Here is a 20,890-nt window from a genome sequence, read left to right as displayed (position 1 = left end):
ATCTATCTCCAGCGTTTATCGTATGCGCCTGAAGTCGTCTGCTGGCCTTCACTCAGCAGACGGAGGCGGGACAGCAAGGCAGCGCGGCTTTCGGGGCTTGCCGCAAGTGTCTGGCGAAGTGTGGAGACGACCTCGCCAACATAAGCCTTGCCACGCTGGCGGCCTTCAATCTTGAGTGCCGAGACCCCCGCTGCCCGTAACTCATCTATATGGTTCATGACGTCCAGCGAAACCGGGTCTTCGAATGCATAACCTTGCTCATCTGCAATATTGAAGCGACCTTTACAGAGTGTCGGATAGCCGGTGGGCTCGCCCACTGGAAAACGATTGATCGTATAGTCACCGAGCTCGGAAACGAGTTCCTGTCCGTCCTGGCGGTAGCGGACATGGCTTGCCGGCGAACAAACGCCGTTCATGTTAGGTGATCTGCCTGTGGCATAAGAAGAGAGGGAACATCGTCCTTCTGCCATTACGCACAAGCCACCGAACACGAAAACTTCCATTTCGCAATCGATCTTGCGGCCAAGTTTTGCGATATCTGCAATGGTCAGAACGCGTGGCAACACGACACGCTTTGCCTTGAATGCATCGACCAGAAACTGAATTGCATCGGAATTGGAAGCGGAAGCTTGTACGGATACATGAAGCCGCTGCGCGGGATGTTTCTCGGCCGTATAGGCCATTAAACCGAAATCGGCGAGGATAACCGCGTCTGCGCCGAGGGCAGAGGCATCGTCCACAGCCTGATACCAAATCTGTTCGTCGCCCGCGCGCATGAACGTGTTGATGGCCACAAAAACCTGTGTTTTGCGAGCATGGGCGAACTGGATCGCATCGCGCAGTTCGTCACGATTGAAGTTAAGGCCGGGAAAGTTGCGCGCATTCGTTTCGTCGCGAAATCCACAATAGACAGCATCCGCTCCCGCGCCTACCGCTTCGCGCAAGGCCGACGGCGTGCCTGCAGGACAAATCAGTTCCATCCGGTAGATTCCTTGCCCAAGGCTTTGCTGCGTACGTAATTTGCGATGCCACGCACCACCGGGCCAAACGGTCCGACACTTGTGCCGAGGTCGGATGGAAGGTCAATGTTACAGTCATCCAGTGCGTTGCGAAGCGCCAGCATGGCCTCCATGTCACCCGTCACGGTAATATCCCGGGAGAAGAACAGTGCATCCCCGTCAAGCTTACCTTCGAGAAGCGCGAGCAACATAACCAGCGGGCCTTCGATACCTGCGTCGACTTCCGTGACTTCATCGTCGCGCAAGATTGTGATGCGCGGTTTATCCGGCTCGATCACGAAGGCGAATGGTATATCGGAGGGGTGAAAACGGAAACGTTTCGTCGCATAATCTCCGAGACGTTCGAACAGACCTGGATGTGCGCGCATCACCTGAAGGAAAATGCGCGAGACAAAAGGGGCGATCAGAAACGGCGGAACAAGCCGGGCTGGGACAGCCACAGCCGGAGGTATTTTCATCATCACTCCGCTCCGATGAGCTTTACAAGATGATTTTAGAATTATGCGATTCAATAAGCGGACAGTTTGATTCAGATCAAAGACGGCGAAAGAATTCGATATTCAAAAGTCGGGGATGAAAACGCCTCCTTCTTCTCCGCTGCACTACGACTGCCTGCAAAGCTTTTTGTCGGAACTTGAACGCCGTAACGATCTTGTCAGGATCAAGCGTCCGGTGTCGCTTGTTCAGGAGATAACGGAGATCCACAAACGTGTCCTCGAGATGGATGGTCCGGCGTTGCTCTTTGAGCAACCGGTCGATGCCGATGGTCGTCATCATTCGATGCCTCTGGTGGCCAATCTTTTTGGGTCCGAACGGCGGATTGCGTTGGGCTTTGGATGTTCTTCTGTCGATGGAATTTCCGACCTGGCCAATATGCTGGCGGAATTGCGGGCACCAACGCCGCCGCGTTCGGCAGGCGAAGTATGGAGCAAGCTGCCTCTGGCAAAAGCTACGTTGAATATGCGTCTTCGTCACGTGCGACGCGCATCTGTACAGGCCACGATACTGGAAGGCGAAGATGTCAATCTCGATTTACTGCCGATCCAGTGGTGCTGGCCGGGAGAGCCCGCACCGCTTGTTACATGGCCGCTGATCATAACGCGGGCACCGGATGATCCACCGGACATAAATGTTGGCATTTATCGGATGCAGAAGCTTGGTCCGGACAAGTTGATCATGCGTTGGCTCGCTCATCGTGGCGGTGCACGCCATCACCGTATGTGGCAAAGGCGAGGCGAGGATATGCCCGTTGCAGTGGCTATCGGAGCCGATCCGGCGACGATTCTTTCCGCCGTCATGCCCTTGCCTGAAGGAATGAGCGAGCTTGCTTTCTCTGGACTGCTTGCCGGGCGCAGACTATCCGTGGTCGATGCGCGTACTGTGCCATTAGCCGTACCGGCTAATGCTGAAATTATTCTTGAAGGGCGAGTTTCCGCATCAGTCACCGCGCCAGAGGGCCCGTATGGCGATCACACCGGTTACTATAACAGCGTCGAGGATTTCCCGGTCATTCAAGTGACCGCGATGACCATGCGGAAGAATCCGGTTTATCTCTCCACCTATACCGGCCGTCCACCGGACGAGCCAGCCAGACTTGGCAAAGTGATGAATGAGCTGTTCGTGCCGATAGTGCGAAAACAGTTTCCGGAAATTGCAGATTTGTGGCTCCCTCCGGCGGCATGTTCTTATCGTGCAATGGTGGTTTCGATCGACAAGCGCTATCCCGGTCAGGCGCGGCGGGTCATGATGGGGCTTTGGTCGATGTTACCGCAGTTCAGTTATACGAAGCTTATAATCGCAGTCGATCCGGACATAAATGTCCGCAACTGGGATGATGTGATGTGGGCACTTTCCACCCGTTTCGATGCGAGTCGCGACGTCGTTACGCTTGCTGATACGCCGGTGGATTATCTCGATTTTGCATCGCCGCGTTCGGGCTTGGGCGGAAAGCTGGGCCTTGATGCGACCAACAAGATTGGTGCTGAAACCGAACGGGAATGGGGCACGGTGTTGGGTATGAGTGACGATGTTATCGCACGGGTGGATGCGATGTGGCACGAGCTTGGATTAGACAAGGGAAAAATGCAATGAAACGGGTCGTTGTCGGTATTTCCGGCGCGTCAGGCGCCCTTATTCCGCTCAAACTGCTGGAGCAGCTTTCCTCTTTGAACGACGTCGAAACCCATATTGTCGTATCGGATGCCGCGCAACAGACGTTGCGGCATGAGTTGGGTCCTGACGGTTATGCGCTTCTGCATCGGCTGGCGCACAGAAGTTATTCCGTCAGCGATATAGGTGCTCTGATCGCGAGCGGATCAGTCGCAACTGCGGGTATGATCGTTGCGCCATGCTCCATGCGCACGCTCGCGGCGATCGCAACAGGCCATAGCGACAGTCTCCTGACCCGTGCTGCCGATGTTCATTTGAAGGAACGGCGCAGGCTGATCCTGATCGCAAGGGAAACACCACTGCATCTGGTTCATTTGCGCAATATGTGCACGGTGACGGAAATGGGTGCAATTGTAATGCCACCTGTCCCGGCCTTCTATTTCAAACCGCAGTCGGTCGACGAAGTGGCCAATCAGATCGCGGCCCGAGCCATTGATCTGATTGGTGTTGGCGAAAAGCAATCGGAAAGCTGGGCAGGAATATCCAGCAATCGATAGCAATAATGCGGCTTTACGCGAAAGGTTCGGTTGGACCCTTTGCCGGTTGGGTGAACCATTTCGGTCCGGTTGCCGTCATATGGATATGATCTTCCAGACGAATGCCAAACTTGTCAGGAACCACAATCATAGGCTCGTTGGAAAAGCACATGCCTTCAGCGAGCGGGAGCGAATTACCGCGGACGATGTAAGGGGCCTCGTGAATCTCCAGACCCAGGCCGTGACCGGCGCGATGCGGAAGGCCCGGTAACGCGTAATCTGGTCCCAATCCATGTTTCACAAGTGTAATGCGAGCGGCCTCATCGAGTGTTGAGCAAGCCGCGCCGAGTTTCGCAGTGTCGAAAACTGCTTGTTGCGCTTCGCGTTCGATTGTCCATATGCGCGAAAACTCTGCACCAGGCTCGTCCAGCATGTAGGTGCGTGTGAGATCCGAATGATAGCCATCGATGCGGCACCCGGTATCCACAAGGATAGCGTCGCCCGGCTGATAGAATTGCTCTCCATCTGCGCCATGCGGCAGTGAGGTCGCCGCACCGAAAGAGACGATGCAGAATGTCGACCCGCCGGTAGCGCCAAGTGCGCGGTGCTGCTCATCAATGAAGCGCACCACTTCGCTTGCCGTGATGCCAGGCTTGATCAACGCATGCGCCCGGCGATGAACTTCAAGCGTCAGATCCATCGCGTACTGAATGATTGCGATTTCATTGGTTGATTTGCGGAGGCGCTGTTCTCGGATCAATTCTCCGCCGTCGAGCAGACGCTCAGGAGAGATTTCATGCTTGAGAGCGTTGTAGACGAACAGCGGGACGGCATCATCTACGGCAAGTGTGGTACCTTCCGGAATGAGTGACGCTATCAGCGCAGCGCTGCTTTCTTCCTCCTGCCATACGCGGATTTCTCCCGGCAGGTGCGGTAGGCTTTCGACGCGGCTCTGTTCAAAGCCGGGTACGATATAAATAACTTCCGACGGTGTGACGAGGGCACCCAGAAAACGTTCACTGATATGCCAGACAAGCCCGGTGTAATAACGCAAGCTCGCGGTCGGTCCGAGCAGAAGGCCGCCAATTCCGCGCTCGCTCAGCTTGCTTTGCAACAGTGCCGATCGCTCGAGGCGTTCTTCTTGTTCGATTCGCGGAGAAGATGACGGTGAAGTCATTATGCATACCTTTGTGATCTTGTTTCAGTGCAAAGCCTGTGCTTGAACACGGTTCGTTTCTCTGCAGATATATCACGACTTTCGCCGTCGGAAAGTCAACTTTCCGGCCTATATTCAAAAGCTTGTGCAGTCGTCGGCGTCGACAGCAGCCTCAGAATAATCGAAGCGGTCTGCAACCTCCGATTGTGAAAAGTAACTATTAGGCGAATTCGAGGGGGTGTAGCAATCACAAATTGATGATTGTGTGGCTTGAAAGCTCCATGTTACATTGCGTACCTGAACAGGAAACATTAAGTGAGATCACACTGCGGTAATAAAGTTTCGATAAAGGTCCGCAGTCTCAAAAGTTGGTTTATCGTTTGTGAGGTTTCATGCCTGAGTTATGGCAGTGGGTTTCCGCTTTCGCTTTTTCGATTGGTATCATCGTAGCGGCGACGCTCGTTTATCTCAACATGTCAAACCGCGAAACGCCGGGCGATGCGTTTAATCTGTTCACGAAGGTCGGTGCGGTCGCAGTGGCATTCGTTGCCGCTTTTGCAAGCCTTGCCGCTGCCGCTATTATTGATTGAACTCGCGGCTCATATTTTCAGCGAAGACACCGCAGCTTCGCTTTTATGTACATAATCATTGGCATCCTGTTGGCGTTGGAACAGCAGAATAAAAAGTAAATCCGTCAGAACCAGTTGCGCGTCGCGCGCCGTTATTGATGATGAGCGAACACGCTCTTCGTCGGCGACCGTGTACAGGCGAATATCGGCGATTTTATTGAGCGGGTTCTCGTTGAGGCCCGTAACAGCGATTACGGTCGCTCCCCACTTCTTCGCCTGTTCGGCGATGCGCAATGTTTCGATGCTCGTTCCAGAGTAGGAAAGGGCAAACAGAACATCGCCCTCATGCAAGGTCGAGACATTGGCCATCTGGATATGACTATCACTATCGTGCATCACGTTGCGGCCTAGTTTCATCAGCTTGTAGGAAAAATCGCGTGCGACGAGTGACGATGCACCGACACCGGCCAGGTGGATACGCCGGGCGCTGATGAGGGCTTGCAACGCACCGTCGATGCCTTGTTCATCATTGGCGGAAATCGTTTTCTGCATGGATTGGAGCTTGCTGCCGATCAGCTTCTGCAGCACCGTAATATAGCTGTCGCCGGTCTCGATCGTACCGTGGACCATCCCGGCCGGAACCTGCCACTCTTTGGCCCGGGCCTCGCTGACGGCAAGCTTAAGTTCCTGATAGCCGTCAAAACCGAATTTCTGACTAAATTTGACGACGCTCGACTGGCTGCGCCCCGTCGCTTCCGCCAATGCAGAAGAGGAAAGCCGCAACACCTGTTCCGGATGGTCGATGATGAACTGGCCGATCTTTCGGTCTGCAACAGTCAGTTCATTTAGTTTGGCGTTGATTTTTTGCAGGATCGACATGTGCGATTATTCCCCATTCCGGCGTCGGAGGGTTCGATATTCGGTTGCCTTAGTCCATAAGACAACCCAAATTGATTTGGAATATAAAATTCCTACCTTTTAAAAAGTGTGGAATGAGCTAACTCTCTGTAAGTGAGGATATGGTGGCAAGACATGGAACGATTGCGAATTGTCGGCGGAAAACCCTTGCAGGGTGCGGTCAATATCTCCGGTGCGAAGAATGCTGCACTGCCTCAAATCGCGGCTTCCCTGCTAAGCCCATATTCTGTTGAACTCACAAATCTTCCTGCGGTCAGTGATGTCGAAAACATGCTTAATGTCGTGCAATCGCATGGGGCGCAGATTTCCCGCGCGCCGCATTCAACGACAATAACTGCGACTGATCTTGTTGTGGAAGAAACGCCTTATGACACAGTAAGGCGGATGCGGGCGACGGTTCTGGTGCTGGCACCTTTGTTGGCGAGACTTGGCAAGGTTCGTGTTTCCTTGCCGGGCGGGTGTGCCATCGGTGCGCGTCCTGTCGATATGCATCTGAAAGCGCTCGCCACGCTTGGCGCAAATGTTTCCATTGATCGCGGCTGGATTGTCGCCTCGACCGATAATGGCCTTATCGGAGGCCGCATTGTTTTGCCTGCGCCTTCCGTCGGTGCGACGGCAACGGCGATGATGGCGGCAACGTCCGCTCGTGGCGAAACCGAAATACTGAATGCGGCTCGTGAGCCTGAAATTGCTGATCTTGCTGCATGTCTGAGCGCCATGGGAGCCCAGATTGAAGGAGCGGGTACACATCGCATTTTAGTTCAAGGCGATACATCGTGGCGGCCTGCATGTCACCACGGCATACCGGATCGCATCGAGGCAGGCACTTACGCTGTTGCAGCGGCTATTACCGGCGGCACCCTCGAACTGACTCACGCCCGTCTTGAACATCTCGCTTCTGTTGTGCAAGTGCTTGAAACCATGGGCGTCAGTGTATGGCCAAGCGATCGCGGGCTGGTTATTTCGCGCAACGGCTCCTTGCGTGGTGCTGATTTGACGACCGAACCCTATCCCGGTTTTCCCACCGATCTGCAGGCCCAATTTATGGCACTGGCAGCTTGTTCGGAAGGAGCGTCACTCATCCGCGAAACGGTGTTCGAAAGCCGGTTCATGCATGTGCCGGAATTGATGCGGCTTGGCGCTGACATCAAACTGCAGGGAACGACCGCGTTGGTGCGCGGCGGGCGCCCGCTACATGGCGCACAGGTCATGGCGACGGACTTGCGGGCATCGGTTTCGCTCGTCCTGGCGGCACTCGTTGCCGAGGGAGAAACTGTCGTTAATCGCATCTATCATCTGGATCGCGGATATGAGCAGCTTGATCGCAAACTGAAGCTTTGCGGCGCAGATATAGAACGGCTGTCAGAATGATGTCGGACGGGATAGGAAAAAATCGGTTCTATCTTGGTGTGGATGGCGGCGGTACGGGTTGCAGGGCCCGGCTGGAAGATGAAGCTGGCAATGTTCTGGGGCAGGGGTTATCCGGCCCGGCGACAACACGCCTTGGAATAGAGAAAGCCTGGGAATCTATCGCGCGAGCATTCGATGCAGCGATTAGCGAGGCGGGTCTGGAGGTGGAGGAGCTGTCAAGAACGCATGTAGGTGTGGGACTTGCAGGCATAGGCAGACAGGGTGCGCTCGAAGCGCTTCAGGCCATATCGCACCCATTTTCGAGTATTCATTTCATGAGTGACGGCAAAGGCGCTTGTCTCGGTGCACATTCGGGTAATGACGGGGCTATCGTTATTGCGGGAACCGGTTCGATCGGCCTGGGCTTCGTGAATGGCGTCGATATCCGCGTTGGAGGCTACGGCTTTCCCATCTCAGACGAAGGCAGTGGTGCTTTTCTGGGGTTGTCAGCGATTCAGCGGGCGCTTCAGGCCTATGACGGACGTATTGAACGCACGCCACTTCTCAACGAAGTCATGGTGCGTTTTAATCAAAGCCCGATGGAGGCGGTCGCTTGGATGGACCGGGCCACTGCCACGGAATATGCATCTCTGGCACCTATGGTCATGCGCCATGCGGATCAGGGCGATGCAGCCGCGCGCCAGATCGTTCAAACTGCTGCGGGCCATATAGATACTATCGTGCGTGTACTTTTCGAAAAAGGGGCACCTCGCGTTACGCTGATCGGCGGGCTTGCTACTCCACTCGAACCGTGGCTGGCGCCGGATGTCCGCCGGCGACTCAAACCTGCCGATGGCGATGCTGTTTCAGGTGCGATCATTCTTGCTCGAAATATGGTGCTCTCCAGTTGAGCGCAAACGTATGGTACTCATCGAATAGGAATAATTTATTCCGTAATGTGATTGACTAAGGGAATTTATAATCTTACCATTCATTAACCATATGGCAGCGGATCCTGAACGCTGTTCTATAAGCAGGCAGAGGCATGACTGAACAGGCGTTGTTATCTGAGCTGGAAGGGCTGGTTTCAGAAGAGCGAAATCCGTCCACGATGGATATCGATCTTTTGTCGAGCCTCGCTATTGTACGTCGTATCAACAATGAGGACCATCGAGTTCCGGCTGCCGTTGAGAATGTGTTGCCTCATGTCGCACAGGCGGTCGATAAGATTGTCGAAGCATTTCGGTCGGGCGGTCGGCTGATCTATATGGGTGCTGGAACAAGCGGACGCCTTGGTGTCCTCGATGCATCGGAATGCCCGCCAACTTTCAGCGTACCGGAAGGTATGGTGATCGGGTTGATCGCTGGCGGTGTGGATGCGCTACAACATGCAATCGAAGGGGCAGAAGACGACCCGTCGTTAGGCGAATCTGATCTGCGCGATATCGGTTTGGCTCCGCACGATGTCGTTGTAGGAATCGCAGTCAGCGGACGCACGCCCTATGTGATCGGCGGCTTGGCCTACGCAGCATCAATCGGTGTCACAACGGTGGCTTTGTCCTGCAATCCCAATTCGACCATTGCGACTATGGCCGAAATTGCCATATCGCCCGTTGTCGGGCCTGAAATATTGACAGGTTCTACGCGTCTTAAATCCGGTACGGCGCAGAAACTGGTTCTCAATATGCTGACGACGGCGAGCATGATCCGAATCGGCAAGACATACGAGAATCTCATGGTGGACCTCAGCGCCACCAATAAGAAGCTTGTCGCGCGCGCGTCACGAATTGTTATGCAGGCAACTGGTTGCGGGGCGAGAGAGGCGAAACGCGTTCTCGCCGTGACGGACAATGACGTTAAGCTCGCAATTCTCGTGGTCATCACGGGAATGCCAGTGGATGAAGCAAGAACGGCATTAAAGAATGCTGGGGGATTTCTTAGACAGGCAATAAATGCCAATAAAGTGTAAGCCGAAGCGGGGAAGCAGTCGGACATTAGCATTGCAGTAATTTGCGAGGGAAGAAAATGGGAGCGAGTTTCAAAAAGAGCCTTGTTGCGGGTGCCGCCGCAATAGCGATGAGCATTGGGAGTTTTGGTGGATTGGGTGTTTCGGCGGCATTTGCCGCGACCCTCCGGATGGCTTGGTCACAGGATGCCACCGGCCTCGATCCACATAAACAACCAGCATTTTCATCGATTCGCCTGTTGGAACTTATCTATGAGCCGCTTGTCCGTCTTGGTTCGGACCTTCAAATCGCACCTGCCATTGCACAGAGTTGGCAGTTTTCCGATGGCGGCAAGATTCTCACATTCAAACTCGACAAGAATGCAAAATTTCAGAACGGGCAGCCGGTAACGCCTGCCGATGTGAAAGCATCATTCGAGCGCATTCTGGATGAAAAGACAGGCGCTGTAGCGCGTGCCAATTTCGGTTCCATTGCTGCTATTGAAACGCCGGACGCCGAAACGGTTATCTTCAAGCTTTCTCAGTCAGATGTTCCGTTGTTGGCAGCTATTGCCAGCATCAATGCGGCGGTAGTTCCCGAAAGCGAGATCAAGGCTGGCAGCATCGGCACGAAGGCCGTTGGGTCAGGGCCATTCATCCTTGAGCGCTGGGAGCCAAATTCCAAGGAAGTGCTGAAAGCCAATCCCGACTGGGCGGGCGGTAAAGTAGCAGTTGATGGTATAGACATCAGTGTTCTGCCGGATGAAACAGCAATTCTTGCGGCACTTCGCGCCAAGCAGATCGATTTCGCTCTCCTCAACGACCCGCTGGTCGCAACGATGGTGCCACGTGAGAGCGCGCTGGAACTGGTACGCACACCGGCACTAGCCTATCACGTATTGCAGCTAAATCCCTCGCGCAAACCAATGACAGAGCTGGCCGTGCGTCAGGCCATTTCCTGCGCTGTTGATCGCCAGGATGTGCTCGATACCGCATTGCTTGGTGAAGGCAAGGTGACAGGTCCCTTGACCATGCCCGCCTATGCAAGCGATCCGAACACGCTTTTCTGCTATAAACGCGATGTCGAAAAAGCAAAGAAGCTGATGGCGGATGCCGGTTATGCGGATGGCTTTTCGGCAACCATCATAGCTGCGAATGGAGAGCCAGCAACCGCTGCGGCTGAAGCTCAGGTCCTCCAGTCGCAACTTGCCGAAATCGGCATCAAGCTCGATATCCGGATGATGGAACTCAACGTCTATGTCGATACATGGCTGAAGGGTGATTTCGACATGGCCGTGGCTTTGAACGGCGGTTCGGCTGATCCCTATACGATGTATGGTCGGTACTGGACCAAGGCGGGGAATCTTCAAAAGGTCGCGCAGTATATCGACGATACGCTCGATGATCTGATGCAAAGGGGAAGAGTTGAGACCGATCCTGAAAAACGCAAGGTGATCTTCGCCGATTTCGAAAAGCACATAACGGAAGTTTCTCCATGGGTTTGGCTCTATACGGCCAACAACTATGTTGCCCACCAGAAGAACGTTACAGGTTTTGAGCCTCGCGCCACCGGTTCGCTATTCGGCGTAACCAAGCTGCAGATTGGGCAGTGATGTCATGAAATCCGCCACGCCTTCATCAGGAAGGCGTGGCTTTTAGTTGCCTTCCTTGACGGCAGGCCATGAGTAATCTGACATGAATTGTCTGACACGTCGGCTGCTGACATTTCCCCTGGTCATGCTGGGGGTGTCGATCCTTGTCTTCGTTTCGATCCGTATGGTTCCGGGCGATTCCATCACGGCTATGCTCGGAACGGAGGCTGGATTGCTGACGCCGGAACAACGGCAGTCACTGGCGCAATATTTCGGCATCGATCAAAGCTGGACTACACAGTACTGGCGCTGGCTCGGTGACGTGTTGCAGGGTAATCTGGGAGTGTCTGTCACATTCGGAAAGCCGGTTCTGACAGTTATTCTGGAGCGCTTTCCGCTGACGCTGCAACTGGCATTGATGTCGATGATTATCGCGTTGATTGTCGGTCTCCCGGCTGGGGTTTATGCGGCTACGCGCAACGAGAAAATGTCCGATCTTGCGGTTCGTATTTTTGCGATGATTGGCCAGTCGACGCCAAGCTTCGTTCTCGGTCTCCTCTTCATTTATATTCTTTCTGCAGGCTTCGGTGTATTGCCCACCATGGGCGAATTCACGCCGCTATGGGTAAATCCGTGGCAGAATTTTTTGCAGATGATCTTGCCCGCCGTAACGCTCGGCTTCGCATTTGCGGCATCGGTTACACGCATATCACGTTCGGCAATGCTGGATGTTCTCAGCGATGATTATGTTCGCACAGCCCGCAGCAAAGGCGCTTCGGCTCGCGCTGTCATCTGGCGGCATGCATTGCCCAATGCACTTATCCCGGTCGTGACGTTGAGCGGCGTGGAATTCGGTTATCTTCTGGGTGGGGCTGTGCTGGTTGAGCAGATTTATGCTTTACCAGGGCTGGGGCGTATGGTGCTTGATGCCATTTTGCAGCGCGATTATGCGCTGGTGCAGGGTAGTATTCTCTTCATCGCCTTCAACTTCATGATCGTTAATCTGCTGGTTGACCTCCTTTATGTTACGCTCGATCCGCGCATTCGTCTGGGAGAGAACTGATGCAGATAGTGCGGTCCGTTCTTGCTCATCCGAGTGGCCGCATTGGCGGCCTCATTGTGCTGGTCTATCTGATTGTAGCTTGCCTCGGTTATTTTGGTTTCACGCCGCATGACCCGTTGTTGCAGCACCGTATAGACAGGCTGCGCCCTCCAAGTGCTGCCCACTGGATGGGAACGGACCTCTTTGGGCGTGACGTGATGAGCCGCCTGATGGCTGGTATTGCACAATCTTTCGTCGTCGGTTTTTCAGCAGTCGGAATGGCCGCTTTTGCTGGTACTGTTCTTGGATTGACTGCAGCCTGGTTCGGGCGTTGGTGGGACGGCACCGTCATGCGTGTGATGGACGTGCTGCTGGCATTCCCGGCAATTTTGCTTGCGCTTCTCATCATTGCCGTGGTCGGACCGGGAACCGGGACGAGCATTGCTGCCATTGCCATTGTCTACACGCCGATATTCACGCGGGTTGTGCGCGGTCCGGCATTGTCGATCAAAACGCGCGAATTCGTAGATGCGGCACGTACGTTTCACAGCAGCAACCGTTATATCCTTTCGCGCCACCTGCTGCTTAATCTGGTTGCGCCTTTGACCGTGCAGATCACCTTGGCGCTCGCCTGGTCGCTGCTGACAGAGGCAGGTTTGAGCTTCCTCGGTCTTGGCACCCAGCCACCCGCTTCGTCGCTTGGTCTCATGCTGGCAGATGCGCGCAATCTCATGGAAACCGCGCCATGGCTGCTGGCATTTCCGGGACTGGCGATCATGATCGGTATTCTTGGCTTCAATCTTCTGGGTGACGCCCTGCGCGACATTCTCGATCCTAGAATGCGGAGGGGCGCGGCATGAACAAACTTCTATCCGTCTCGAATCTCCGTGTCGGGTTCGGCCGAAATCCGGAAGCGAATGAGATTGTGCGTGGTGTGAGTTTCGATCTCGACGCTGGAGAAACGCTGGCGATTGTCGGTGAAAGCGGTTCGGGCAAATCGGTCACCGCTTTGTCGATCAACCGTCTTGTGGATTTCGGTGGAGGTCGCATTATCGACGGAACGATCAAGCTGAACCGCGCCGATGGTACCATGATTGATCTGGCTGTTGCGAACGAAGGTGAGTTGACGAAAATCCGTGGTGCAGAAATCGGCATGATCTTTCAAGAGCCGATGACGTCACTCAATCCTGTGCTCACGATCGGCACACAGATTGAGGAATCGTTCCGTCTCCACCGCGGGCTTACCGGAAGGCAGGCGGCTTCCGCTGCCAAGGACGCACTTGATCGCGTGCGCATTCCAGATGCTGCACGGCGTCTTAAATACTGCCCGAACCAGCTTTCCGGCGGTATGCTGCAACGGGTGATGATTGCAACGGCGCTTGCTTGTAATCCACGTCTCATGATTGCCGACGAACCGACCACTGCGCTTGATGTTACGGTACAGGCGCAGATTATGGCACTGCTCGCAGAGCTGAAACGCGAAACCGGCATGGCGATGATTTTCATCACCCATGACATAGGGCTGGTCGCAGGCATGGCCGACAAAATCATGGTGATGCAGCATGGCGAAGCAGTCGAACAAGGTGAGTTGAGTGCCGTTCTCGATCGCCCGCAGCATCCTTACACGCAACATCTCCTGAAGGCCGTGCCGCATTTTGAAAGTGGTAATGCGGTGCGAACCGATAATGCACGCACAGCAGAGCGCAGCGCAAAGCCAATTCTGGCTGTGGAAGGGCTCACGGTTCGTTTCCCCGTAAGGGGTGGCTTTCTCGGCCGCAAACTTGGTGCAGTTCATGCAGTGGAGAGCGTTGATTTCGATCTTCTTCCCGGCGAAACACTCGCTGTTGTGGGAGAAAGTGGTTCAGGCAAGTCAACGACTGCGCGGGCGATCCTCGGACTTGTCAAAGCCTCACGTGGCAAGCTTGACGTCGGTATAGCAGGCACCATCGATTCCCGAAGCTTCACTTCAGTACAGATGGTTTTCCAGAATCCTTATGCATCGCTCAACCCGCGCCTTCGTATCGACAGCATCCTTGCTGAGCCGGTTGTCGCTGCTGGCGGGCGCGATGGGCCGGAAACGCGGCAGAAGATGCTGCAACTACTCGACCGTGTGGGATTACCCACAAACAGTCTGGAACGATATCCGCATGAATTCTCGGGTGGGCAACGCCAGCGGCTTTGCATCGCCCGCGCGCTGATGCTTAGTCCTTCGGCGGTGGTGCTGGACGAAGCTGTCTCCGCGCTCGACGTTTCAGTACAGGCCAAAGTTTTGGAACTGCTGATCGATCTCCAGAAGGAGCGCGGCCTCGCCTATCTGTTCGTATCGCACGACATGGCGGTGGTAGAGCGCATCGCGCACCGCATCGCAGTTGTCTATGCCGGGCAGATCGTGGAAATCGGCGATGCTGCATCGGTTCTTTCTGCGCCGAAACATTCCTATACGAAGCGACTGATCTCTGCTGTTCCAAGCATTGATCGGCGCAATGAACATTTTACCCTCGACACACGGCAAGTGCCGTCGCTCGTTCGCCCACTCGGTTATGAACCGATGCCGGCTCATTGGCAGATATATGGTCATGATCACATGGCCCGGACCGAGGCTTAGTCATCATGGCAGAACTGAATGTCCGCCACACTGTCGATACCGCCTTTACGGCTCGCTTTGAAAAAGCGTTCAGTCTGCTGACGGAAGCGTGTGATTCAGGGCGTATTCCGGGAGGGGTGTTTGGAATGGTCGATCTCTCTGGGAACCGGGCTGTCCGGGCGACCGGTTATGCGCAGGTCATCCCGACCCGACGTGCGATGACAACGGATACATGGTTCGACCTCGCATCGCTGACAAAGGTGATGTTTACGACTCCCCGCATTCTGGCGCTTGCTGAGGAAGGAAACATTGATCTCGATGCACCATTGATCACCTTGCTTCCAGATCTCAGGCAGTATGATAACGACGCCTGGGAGCGCAAAGTCACCTTTCGCGAATGTCTTGGTCATCAGACACCATTTCCATCGGTCGAACCCACCTACACCTATGGGCGGGATCCGGTATTGTTGCGCGCTTTTATTCTGCAGCGCGAATGGCGAAAATCCACGCCGGTTTATTCGGATATTAATTTCATCCTGCTCGGCTTTGCGATGGAAAGACTTTATGGCAAGACCATTCGCGAGATGGATCCCGGCAATGGGTTTGCTTTCTCAGCGGAGGCCGAAATGAGCGCGGCCACCGAAGATTGCACCTGGCGCAGTCGCGTACTCTGCGGAGAAGTGCACGACGACAATTGTTCGGCATTGCAGGGTGCTGGCCATGCGGGTCTGTTCGGTACGGCTGCTTCCATACTCGATTTCGCAATTGGCTTGCTTGATGGTAGTAGCGCATCGCAAAATGCCATCAGCCTGATGCGCCAGCCATTGTCCGCGACCCGTACGCATGGCTGGGAAAGGCCTTATGAAGGCTGGTCAGGCGGCAACTTCAATTCGACGGACACGATCGGCCACACTGGTTTCACGGGAACCGGCTTGTGGATCGATTTTGAAGCGGGTAGGGCATGGACCTTGCTCACCAACCGCATCCATCCGACGCGCCATTCCGACAGCGGTATTCTTGCACTGCGGCAGGGCGTCGGCGACGCAATTTCATTGGGATAGGAGACGTTATGCAGCCAATATGGGCCGTCGGCCTGATGACGGGCACCGTGCTTGATGGAAACATCGACGTTGCTCTTTTGAAAACTGATGGTGAAACTATTGCAGAATTCGGCGCTTATGCGTTGAAACCCTATCCGCGCTGGATTCGTGATCTTCTGGAACAGGCGCAAGCCGAGGCCCGCATCTGGAATTTTGAGGGGCCAGAGCCTGCTGTATTTGCCGAGGCCGAGGAAGCGCTGACACGCGCGCAGTCCGCGGCTGTGCGGGAATTGGTCGAGGAAAATGGATTGTCGATGGCGGACATCGGCGTCGTCGGTTTCCATGGACAAACGGTGCTGCATCGCGCGCCGCAAGCAGGCAAGCTAGGCGACACCCGGCAACTTGGTGATGGTGGCTTGATGAGCGAGCTGCTCGGAACCCGAGTAGCCTATGACTTCCGGACAGCAGACATACGCGCAGGCGGGCAGGGTGCTCCGCTCGCGGCTGTGTATCATGCGGCCTTGTTGCGCAGTGCCGATGCGAGCGGCAGTACAGCTATACTCAATCTTGGCGGTGTCGGTAACATTACGTGGTGGGATGGCGGTGATGTGCTTGTGGCATTCGACACTGGCCCCGCCAATGCGCCGATCAATGACTTCATGAAGAAGCATGGATTGGGCGAAATGGACCGCGACGGGGCGCTGGCTGCAAAGGGCAAGGTAGACGAGATGCGGCTAGCTGAACTGCTCAAGCACCCCTATCTATCTGCTCCGTACCCCAAGTCGCTGGATCGATTCGATTTTACCGAGGCGATGGCCGATGGACTTGGTGAGGAAGATGGCGCGGCGACATTGACTGCGTTCACGACCTCTGCAGTGGGCAAGGCCCTGGATATTCTGCCGCGTCGACCGAAACGACTTGCAGTCAGTGGTGGCGGGCGTCGCAATCCGACCATGATGCGCATGTTGGTTGAGCGTGCGAAGGTGGAACTCGTCCCTGCCGAAACACTTGGCTGGCGCGGCGATGCTGTAGAGGCTGAATGCTTTGCTTTCCTTGCAGTGCGGGTCTTGCGCGGCTTACCGATCAGCTTTCCGAGCACCACCGGAGCTCCAGAGCCAATGACCGGAGGGCAACTGGCCGGTTGAACAGACGATAATCGTCGAATTTCTTCAAAGGGCAATGTTACTCACGTTGCCCTTTTTCTTTTTGTCGGATGCACTGAAATGCTTTCAGTTGATGTGGAAGTGTTGAAACCGATCTATCCAATTGTTTTCATATATTATTTCACGCAAATCCGTTCTGCGCTTATGCTGGAAATCTGCTGTGCTGGATTCACGGTGGACCCATCTGCGATGGCATAGTAAAAGCGTTACTATCGTATAACGCGATCAAACAGCAGGGTAACTCGCGGGCCGCGATCATTTGAAGTTACGTTGCGTCACACTTGCTGCTGATATTTCATTTTATTGCATATGAACATGAAAAAATACAAAACTCATGCGATCTTCACGTTGATTTAGGCAATTCTCTTTATTGGTCTAATTTATCATGGAGAAATGCAATGAAACTCATCCGACTCTTTTTCTGTCTGCTCTTGCCTTTCGTCTGGCTATCCGGGGCGGCTGCGGAGCCGTTGGCCAAGCCGATGGGTAAGCCGATCCTGGTCATATCCGGCAATATCGCCAATACCAATGTTGGTGATACGGCGCAATTCGACCGGGACATGCTGGAGGCTATCGGTTTGGTGACCGTAGAAACGGCTAATCCATGGTACGATGGCCGCGTGCGTTTCGAGGGCGTATCGATGGACAAGCTTATGACGCTCGTCGGCGCCAGGGGAACGAAAGTGACAGCGGTAGCGTTGAATGACTATGTCAGCTCGCTACCGATGGAGGACTTCAAGAAGTTCAATGTTATTCTTGCTATGAAGCGGGATGGCAATTACATGGCGGTTCGCGATAAAGGACCATTGTTTATAATCTACCCATATGACAGCGACCCACAGCTCCAAAGCCAGACCTATTACACACGTTCCGCGTGGCAGGTTGCCAAGCTGATAGTTGAATAGAGGCAAAGTGTGAGACGAATTCTAGGCGTTATTATCTGTTGTTTCGTGGTGGCAACGGCCTACATCGCCTATGTCATTGCCGAACGACAGACAGCGCTTCAGAAATTCTCCCGTTACAATGACTCCTGGGCTGTTGGGCAGACGGTGTCGGAATATATGCGGCTTGAGCATGTTCTGGCTGGCTATGCCCTGAATTTGAACGAGGACACACATGACGAAGTACGCCTTCGTCTGGACATTATGCTCGGTCGGCTGGAGTTGCTACAGCAGGGTAATCTGCGTTCCTTCATTCAAGATGATCCACAGCGGCGCAATCTGTTTTTGAAGCTGAGCGACGTTCTGCAGACACTTGATGTCCAACTGGATAAGCTCGACGCGGAGGGAATCAAAACCCTTCTGCAATTGATGAGCACACTTGACGGGCCAATGACAGCGCTCGCATCATCCGCAGTTGAATATGACGTTGGGCTTATCGATGTCGCGCAGGCTGAAGTTCGCCAACTACATCTCATCTACACCGGATTGGCGGCGGGCCTTATTCTTTGCGGCGTCGTGCTGGTTATTCTCCTACTTCGTCACAATAAGCTTCTTGATCGGGCCCACGGTAGCATGCAGCGCCTGACGAGCGATCTCCGGCAGGCGACAGGTGAACTGCAGTCGCAGAATTTTCGGCTTGAGCACGATGCGCATCACGACGCTCTGACAGGATTACCAAATCGCGTTCTGTTCCGGCAGGATTTGGAGAAAAGGCTACAGGCCGCGCAGGCCGGAAGCCAGTCAGCTATTATTCTTCTTCTAGATCTCGACGGCTTCAAGGACGTCAATGATACACTTGGGCATGATGTCGGTGATGCGCTATTGCAGGCAGTTGCGCGGCGTCTCACCAAGCTCGGCGAACGTGGTGACATGGTATGCCGGCTGGGCGGAGACGAGTTTGCCCTGCTTTCAACAGGGCTGCGGGAAGAAGAAGCTCTGGAGCTGTCGGATCGTCTAATGGACGCGATCAGCCAGCCTTATCATGTTGGCGAACTGGAAATAAAAATCGGAACCTGTGTCGGCGTTGCAATTTCCCAGGGTGAACCGGACACAGAAGAGCTTTTCAAACATGCTGATCTCGCGCTCTATGAAGCAAAGGCACTCGGGCCCGGTCATGCAAGTGTGTTCAAATCGCAGATGCAGACGCGCTTGCGGGAAAAGAAGTCATTCGAAGCTGATCTTCAGAAAGCATTGGAGAATGGCGAAATGGAGGTCTATTACCAGCCGCAGGCTTGCACCATAACACGTGAAATATGTGGTTATGAGGCGCTGCTCCGTTGGACTCATCCTGTCCGCGGTTCTGTTTCACCTGTTGAATTTATTCCGGTTGCCGAAAAGATCGGCTTCATTCATGCTCTTGGAGACTGGGTGCTCGCGACGGCTTGCCAGGAAGCCGCCCATTGGAACAGGCCGCTCAAGATTGCGGTCAATCTCTCTCCTGTCCAGTTTCGCAGCCTGAACCTTATTCAGAGCGTAGTTGATGCGCTTGAGCAAAGCGGACTTCATGCGGAGCGGTTGGAACTCGAGATTACAGAATCGGTTTTGCTGGACAAAAACGAACAGACCTTGAGCACACTACGCCAATTGAAGGCATTGGGTATCCAGATTGCGATGGACGATTTCGGAACGGGCTATTCGTCGCTCGGCAGCCTTAGCGGATTTCCATTCGATAAGATCAAGATTGATCGGTCCTTCGTGCGCGATGTGACAACGCGGCCGGATGCTCTTGCGATTGTCGAACTCGTAACGGGGGTGGGGCGCAGCCTCAGAATGGTAACAATCGCAGAAGGCATTGAGACCGAGGAGCAGTTCGAATGTCTTAAACGATTGGGATGCGACCAGGTGCAGGGCTATCTTATAGGTAAGCCGATGCCTGCTTCAAAACTCAAACATCTACATGATCGCAGTGGACAGGCGGTGAAGGCAGTTGGCCAGGGTTCAGATCGCTGACGGTGTCATGCCGTGATAACTGGCATAAGCTGCACAAATCAGTTTATGTTCACATACTGGTCGCATCGCAAAGTTACGTTTCGATGTGTTGAATAAGTCGGAACATCCTCTGTTCCGACGTTTGAATATAATACTTTAATGCTGGGGAATTGGGGCGCAGGAATTGCTGAAAGTACATGGGATTAACGTACCGATCGCATCCGACGAAGTGTCACCTGTTATATGGCAGGCTTTGACGAGCGGGAGCTACGAGGCCAAGGAAGCGAGGTCCATTTTCAAGGCGGTGAAGCCGGGCGACCGCGTGCTGGAACTGGGTTCGGGTATCGGGATCATCACATCCATTATCGCAAAGATTTCCGACGTGTCGGTTTGGGCCTTTGAGGCGAATCCAACTACGGCGACACTCGCTCGACGCGTCATCGACGCTAACGGCCTCAATAATGTTGTGCTTTCGCAAGGTATCTTAACGGCGGGGGAGCCTAGCTCCTTCCGCTTCTATGTGCGGCGTGACCTCTGGATGTCATCCATGGATGAGAAGCAGGGGCCGTATGAGCACGCTATCGAGTTATCCTCGATCAATATTGACGAATTTATTGTTCGCCACGGTATCAATGTCCTCGTCATGGATATTGAAGGCGCTGAGCGCGATCTGCTCCAGAGTGCCGATTTGCCAGGTGTGGAACGCATCTTCCTTGAACTGCACGATCATCTTTATGGCTTGGCTGGAATTCGCGACATGACACACGCGCTCGCATCCAAAGGATATGCATATGATCCGCGAGGTTCTCACGGACCATGCGTATTGTTTGCCAAGGACGACGGCATACGCGAATACGAACCCGATTAAACTAAACGTGTTTTCCAAGGGGCTGTTTTAGAGCGGCTCTTTTTGTTTGTTGGTCTGTGGAAAGAAAATTCCTGAATTTTTTCGAAACTGCGTTGACAGTTTGGAATGATGGGGTCTATATGGCGCCAC

General features: G+C 54.2%; 19 protein-coding genes. 15 read left to right on the top strand and 4 right to left on the bottom strand.

Annotation, left to right across the window (positions count from 1 at the left end):
• Positions 1 to 2: 2 nt before the first annotated feature.
• Positions 3 to 980: a ubiquinone anaerobic biosynthesis protein UbiU gene (gene ubiU, locus FIB18_RS20985; RefSeq protein ID WP_140022562.1), complete on the bottom strand. Its 978-nt coding sequence runs from the start codon at positions 978 to 980 to the stop codon at positions 3 to 5.
• Positions 971 to 1,480, bottom strand: a complete 510-nt coding sequence (gene ubiT, locus FIB18_RS20980; RefSeq protein ID WP_140022561.1) for a ubiquinone anaerobic biosynthesis accessory factor UbiT — start codon at positions 1,478 to 1,480, stop codon at positions 971 to 973. The genes ubiU and ubiT overlap by 10 nt, the downstream gene beginning before the upstream one ends.
• 112 nt (positions 1,481 to 1,592) lie before the next feature.
• On the opposite strand from ubiT, the gene FIB18_RS20975 reads away from it, so the two are divergent.
• Complete coding sequence (locus FIB18_RS20975) at positions 1,593 to 3,110, top strand: UbiD family decarboxylase (protein ID WP_140022560.1); 1,518 nt, start codon at positions 1,593 to 1,595, stop codon at positions 3,108 to 3,110.
• Positions 3,107 to 3,685 carry a UbiX family flavin prenyltransferase gene (locus FIB18_RS20970; protein WP_140022559.1) on the top strand — a complete coding sequence of 193 codons (579 nt, stop codon included), beginning with the start codon at positions 3,107 to 3,109 and terminating at the stop codon, positions 3,683 to 3,685. The genes FIB18_RS20975 and FIB18_RS20970 overlap by 4 nt, the downstream gene beginning before the upstream one ends.
• 13 nt (positions 3,686 to 3,698) lie before the next feature.
• Here FIB18_RS20970 and FIB18_RS20965 read toward each other — a convergent pair whose 3' ends face one another.
• Positions 3,699 to 4,841 (bottom strand): M24 family metallopeptidase, encoded by a 1,143-nt coding sequence (locus tag FIB18_RS20965; protein ID WP_140022558.1) that lies wholly within the window; start codon positions 4,839 to 4,841, stop codon positions 3,699 to 3,701.
• A gap of 371 nt (positions 4,842 to 5,212) precedes the next feature.
• Between FIB18_RS20965 and FIB18_RS20960 the strand changes: the two genes are divergently transcribed.
• On the top strand, positions 5,213 to 5,410 hold the full coding sequence (locus tag FIB18_RS20960; RefSeq protein WP_140022557.1) for a hypothetical protein: 198 nt from the start codon (positions 5,213 to 5,215) through the stop codon (positions 5,408 to 5,410).
• Positions 5,411 to 5,419: 9 nt separating this feature from the next.
• On the opposite strand, the gene FIB18_RS20955 is transcribed toward FIB18_RS20960, so the two are convergent.
• Positions 5,420 to 6,268 carry a MurR/RpiR family transcriptional regulator gene (locus FIB18_RS20955; protein WP_140022556.1) on the bottom strand — a complete coding sequence of 283 codons (849 nt, stop codon included), beginning with the start codon at positions 6,266 to 6,268 and terminating at the stop codon, positions 5,420 to 5,422.
• A gap of 153 nt (positions 6,269 to 6,421) precedes the next feature.
• On the opposite strand from FIB18_RS20955, the gene murA reads away from it, so the two are divergent.
• The 12 genes from murA (at position 6,422) to FIB18_RS20895 (ending at position 20,761) form a co-directional block, all read left to right on the top strand.
• Complete coding sequence (gene murA, locus FIB18_RS20950) at positions 6,422 to 7,678, top strand: UDP-N-acetylglucosamine 1-carboxyvinyltransferase (protein WP_140022555.1); 1,257 nt, start codon at positions 6,422 to 6,424, stop codon at positions 7,676 to 7,678.
• Positions 7,675 to 8,568, top strand: coding sequence for an N-acetylglucosamine kinase (locus FIB18_RS20945; protein WP_174977462.1), 894 nt, complete (start codon positions 7,675 to 7,677; stop codon positions 8,566 to 8,568). The genes murA and FIB18_RS20945 overlap by 4 nt, the downstream gene beginning before the upstream one ends.
• 134 nt (positions 8,569 to 8,702) lie before the next feature.
• Positions 8,703 to 9,626 carry an N-acetylmuramic acid 6-phosphate etherase gene (gene murQ, locus FIB18_RS20940; RefSeq protein ID WP_140022554.1) on the top strand — a complete coding sequence of 308 codons (924 nt, stop codon included), beginning with the start codon at positions 8,703 to 8,705 and terminating at the stop codon, positions 9,624 to 9,626.
• A gap of 56 nt (positions 9,627 to 9,682) precedes the next feature.
• A complete protein-coding gene (locus FIB18_RS20935; RefSeq protein WP_140022553.1) occupies positions 9,683 to 11,215 on the top strand; it encodes an ABC transporter substrate-binding protein in 1,533 nt (510 codons plus the stop codon).
• An 82-nt stretch (positions 11,216 to 11,297) separates the two neighbouring features.
• Positions 11,298 to 12,257, top strand: a complete 960-nt coding sequence (locus FIB18_RS20930; RefSeq protein ID WP_140022552.1) for an ABC transporter permease — start codon at positions 11,298 to 11,300, stop codon at positions 12,255 to 12,257.
• The gene (locus FIB18_RS20925; protein ID WP_140022551.1) at positions 12,257 to 13,096 is read left to right on the top strand and encodes an ABC transporter permease; all 840 of its coding nucleotides are present in this window, start codon (positions 12,257 to 12,259) and stop codon (positions 13,094 to 13,096) included. The genes FIB18_RS20930 and FIB18_RS20925 overlap by 1 nt, the downstream gene beginning before the upstream one ends.
• The gene (locus tag FIB18_RS20920; RefSeq protein WP_140022550.1) at positions 13,093 to 14,841 is read left to right on the top strand and encodes an ABC transporter ATP-binding protein; all 1,749 of its coding nucleotides are present in this window, start codon (positions 13,093 to 13,095) and stop codon (positions 14,839 to 14,841) included. Before FIB18_RS20925 ends, FIB18_RS20920 begins: the two co-directional genes overlap by 4 nt.
• A gap of 5 nt (positions 14,842 to 14,846) precedes the next feature.
• Positions 14,847 to 15,881 (top strand): serine hydrolase domain-containing protein, encoded by a 1,035-nt coding sequence (locus FIB18_RS20915; RefSeq protein WP_140022549.1) that lies wholly within the window; start codon positions 14,847 to 14,849, stop codon positions 15,879 to 15,881.
• Between the two features lie 8 nt (positions 15,882 to 15,889).
• On the top strand, positions 15,890 to 17,005 hold the full coding sequence (locus FIB18_RS20910; RefSeq protein WP_140022548.1) for an anhydro-N-acetylmuramic acid kinase: 1,116 nt from the start codon (positions 15,890 to 15,892) through the stop codon (positions 17,003 to 17,005).
• Positions 17,006 to 17,421: 416 nt separating this feature from the next.
• Positions 17,422 to 17,928: an oxidoreductase gene (locus FIB18_RS20905; RefSeq protein WP_140022547.1), complete on the top strand. Its 507-nt coding sequence runs from the start codon at positions 17,422 to 17,424 to the stop codon at positions 17,926 to 17,928.
• A 9-nt stretch (positions 17,929 to 17,937) separates the two neighbouring features.
• Complete coding sequence (locus FIB18_RS20900; protein ID WP_140022546.1) at positions 17,938 to 19,914, top strand: putative bifunctional diguanylate cyclase/phosphodiesterase; 1,977 nt, start codon at positions 17,938 to 17,940, stop codon at positions 19,912 to 19,914.
• Positions 19,915 to 20,077: 163 nt separating this feature from the next.
• A complete protein-coding gene (locus FIB18_RS20895) occupies positions 20,078 to 20,761 on the top strand; it encodes an FkbM family methyltransferase (RefSeq protein ID WP_210296174.1) in 684 nt (227 codons plus the stop codon).
• The last annotated feature ends 129 nt before the right edge of the window (positions 20,762 to 20,890 follow it).

The sequence above is a fragment of the Brucella pecoris genome (genome assembly GCF_006376675.1).
GTDB classification, from domain to species: Bacteria; Pseudomonadota; Alphaproteobacteria; order Rhizobiales; family Rhizobiaceae; genus Brucella; species Brucella pecoris.
The sequence above is the reverse complement of the archived record's forward strand: the minus strand, read 5'-3'. Positions and strand labels throughout refer to the sequence as shown.

Coding starts and splice junctions, on each gene's coding strand:
- ubiU (WP_140022562.1), bottom strand. CDS start 980: ATGGAACTGATTTGTCCTGCAGGCACGCCGTCGGCCTTGCGCGAAGCG.
- ubiT (WP_140022561.1), bottom strand. CDS start 1,480: ATGATGAAAATACCTCCGGCTGTGGCTGTCCCAGCCCGGCTTGTTCCG.
- FIB18_RS20975 (WP_140022560.1), top strand. CDS start 1,593: ATGAAAACGCCTCCTTCTTCTCCGCTGCACTACGACTGCCTGCAAAGC.
- FIB18_RS20970 (WP_140022559.1), top strand. CDS start 3,107: ATGAAACGGGTCGTTGTCGGTATTTCCGGCGCGTCAGGCGCCCTTATT.
- FIB18_RS20965 (WP_140022558.1), bottom strand. CDS start 4,841: ATGACTTCACCGTCATCTTCTCCGCGAATCGAACAAGAAGAACGCCTC.
- FIB18_RS20960 (WP_140022557.1), top strand. CDS start 5,213: ATGCCTGAGTTATGGCAGTGGGTTTCCGCTTTCGCTTTTTCGATTGGT.
- FIB18_RS20955 (WP_140022556.1), bottom strand. CDS start 6,268: ATGTCGATCCTGCAAAAAATCAACGCCAAACTAAATGAACTGACTGTT.
- murA (WP_140022555.1), top strand. CDS start 6,422: ATGGAACGATTGCGAATTGTCGGCGGAAAACCCTTGCAGGGTGCGGTC.
- FIB18_RS20945 (WP_174977462.1), top strand. CDS start 7,675: ATGATGTCGGACGGGATAGGAAAAAATCGGTTCTATCTTGGTGTGGAT.
- murQ (WP_140022554.1), top strand. CDS start 8,703: ATGACTGAACAGGCGTTGTTATCTGAGCTGGAAGGGCTGGTTTCAGAA.
- FIB18_RS20935 (WP_140022553.1), top strand. CDS start 9,683: ATGGGAGCGAGTTTCAAAAAGAGCCTTGTTGCGGGTGCCGCCGCAATA.
- FIB18_RS20930 (WP_140022552.1), top strand. CDS start 11,298: ATGAATTGTCTGACACGTCGGCTGCTGACATTTCCCCTGGTCATGCTG.
- FIB18_RS20925 (WP_140022551.1), top strand. CDS start 12,257: ATGCAGATAGTGCGGTCCGTTCTTGCTCATCCGAGTGGCCGCATTGGC.
- FIB18_RS20920 (WP_140022550.1), top strand. CDS start 13,093: ATGAACAAACTTCTATCCGTCTCGAATCTCCGTGTCGGGTTCGGCCGA.
- FIB18_RS20915 (WP_140022549.1), top strand. CDS start 14,847: ATGGCAGAACTGAATGTCCGCCACACTGTCGATACCGCCTTTACGGCT.
- FIB18_RS20910 (WP_140022548.1), top strand. CDS start 15,890: ATGCAGCCAATATGGGCCGTCGGCCTGATGACGGGCACCGTGCTTGAT.
- FIB18_RS20905 (WP_140022547.1), top strand. CDS start 17,422: ATGAAACTCATCCGACTCTTTTTCTGTCTGCTCTTGCCTTTCGTCTGG.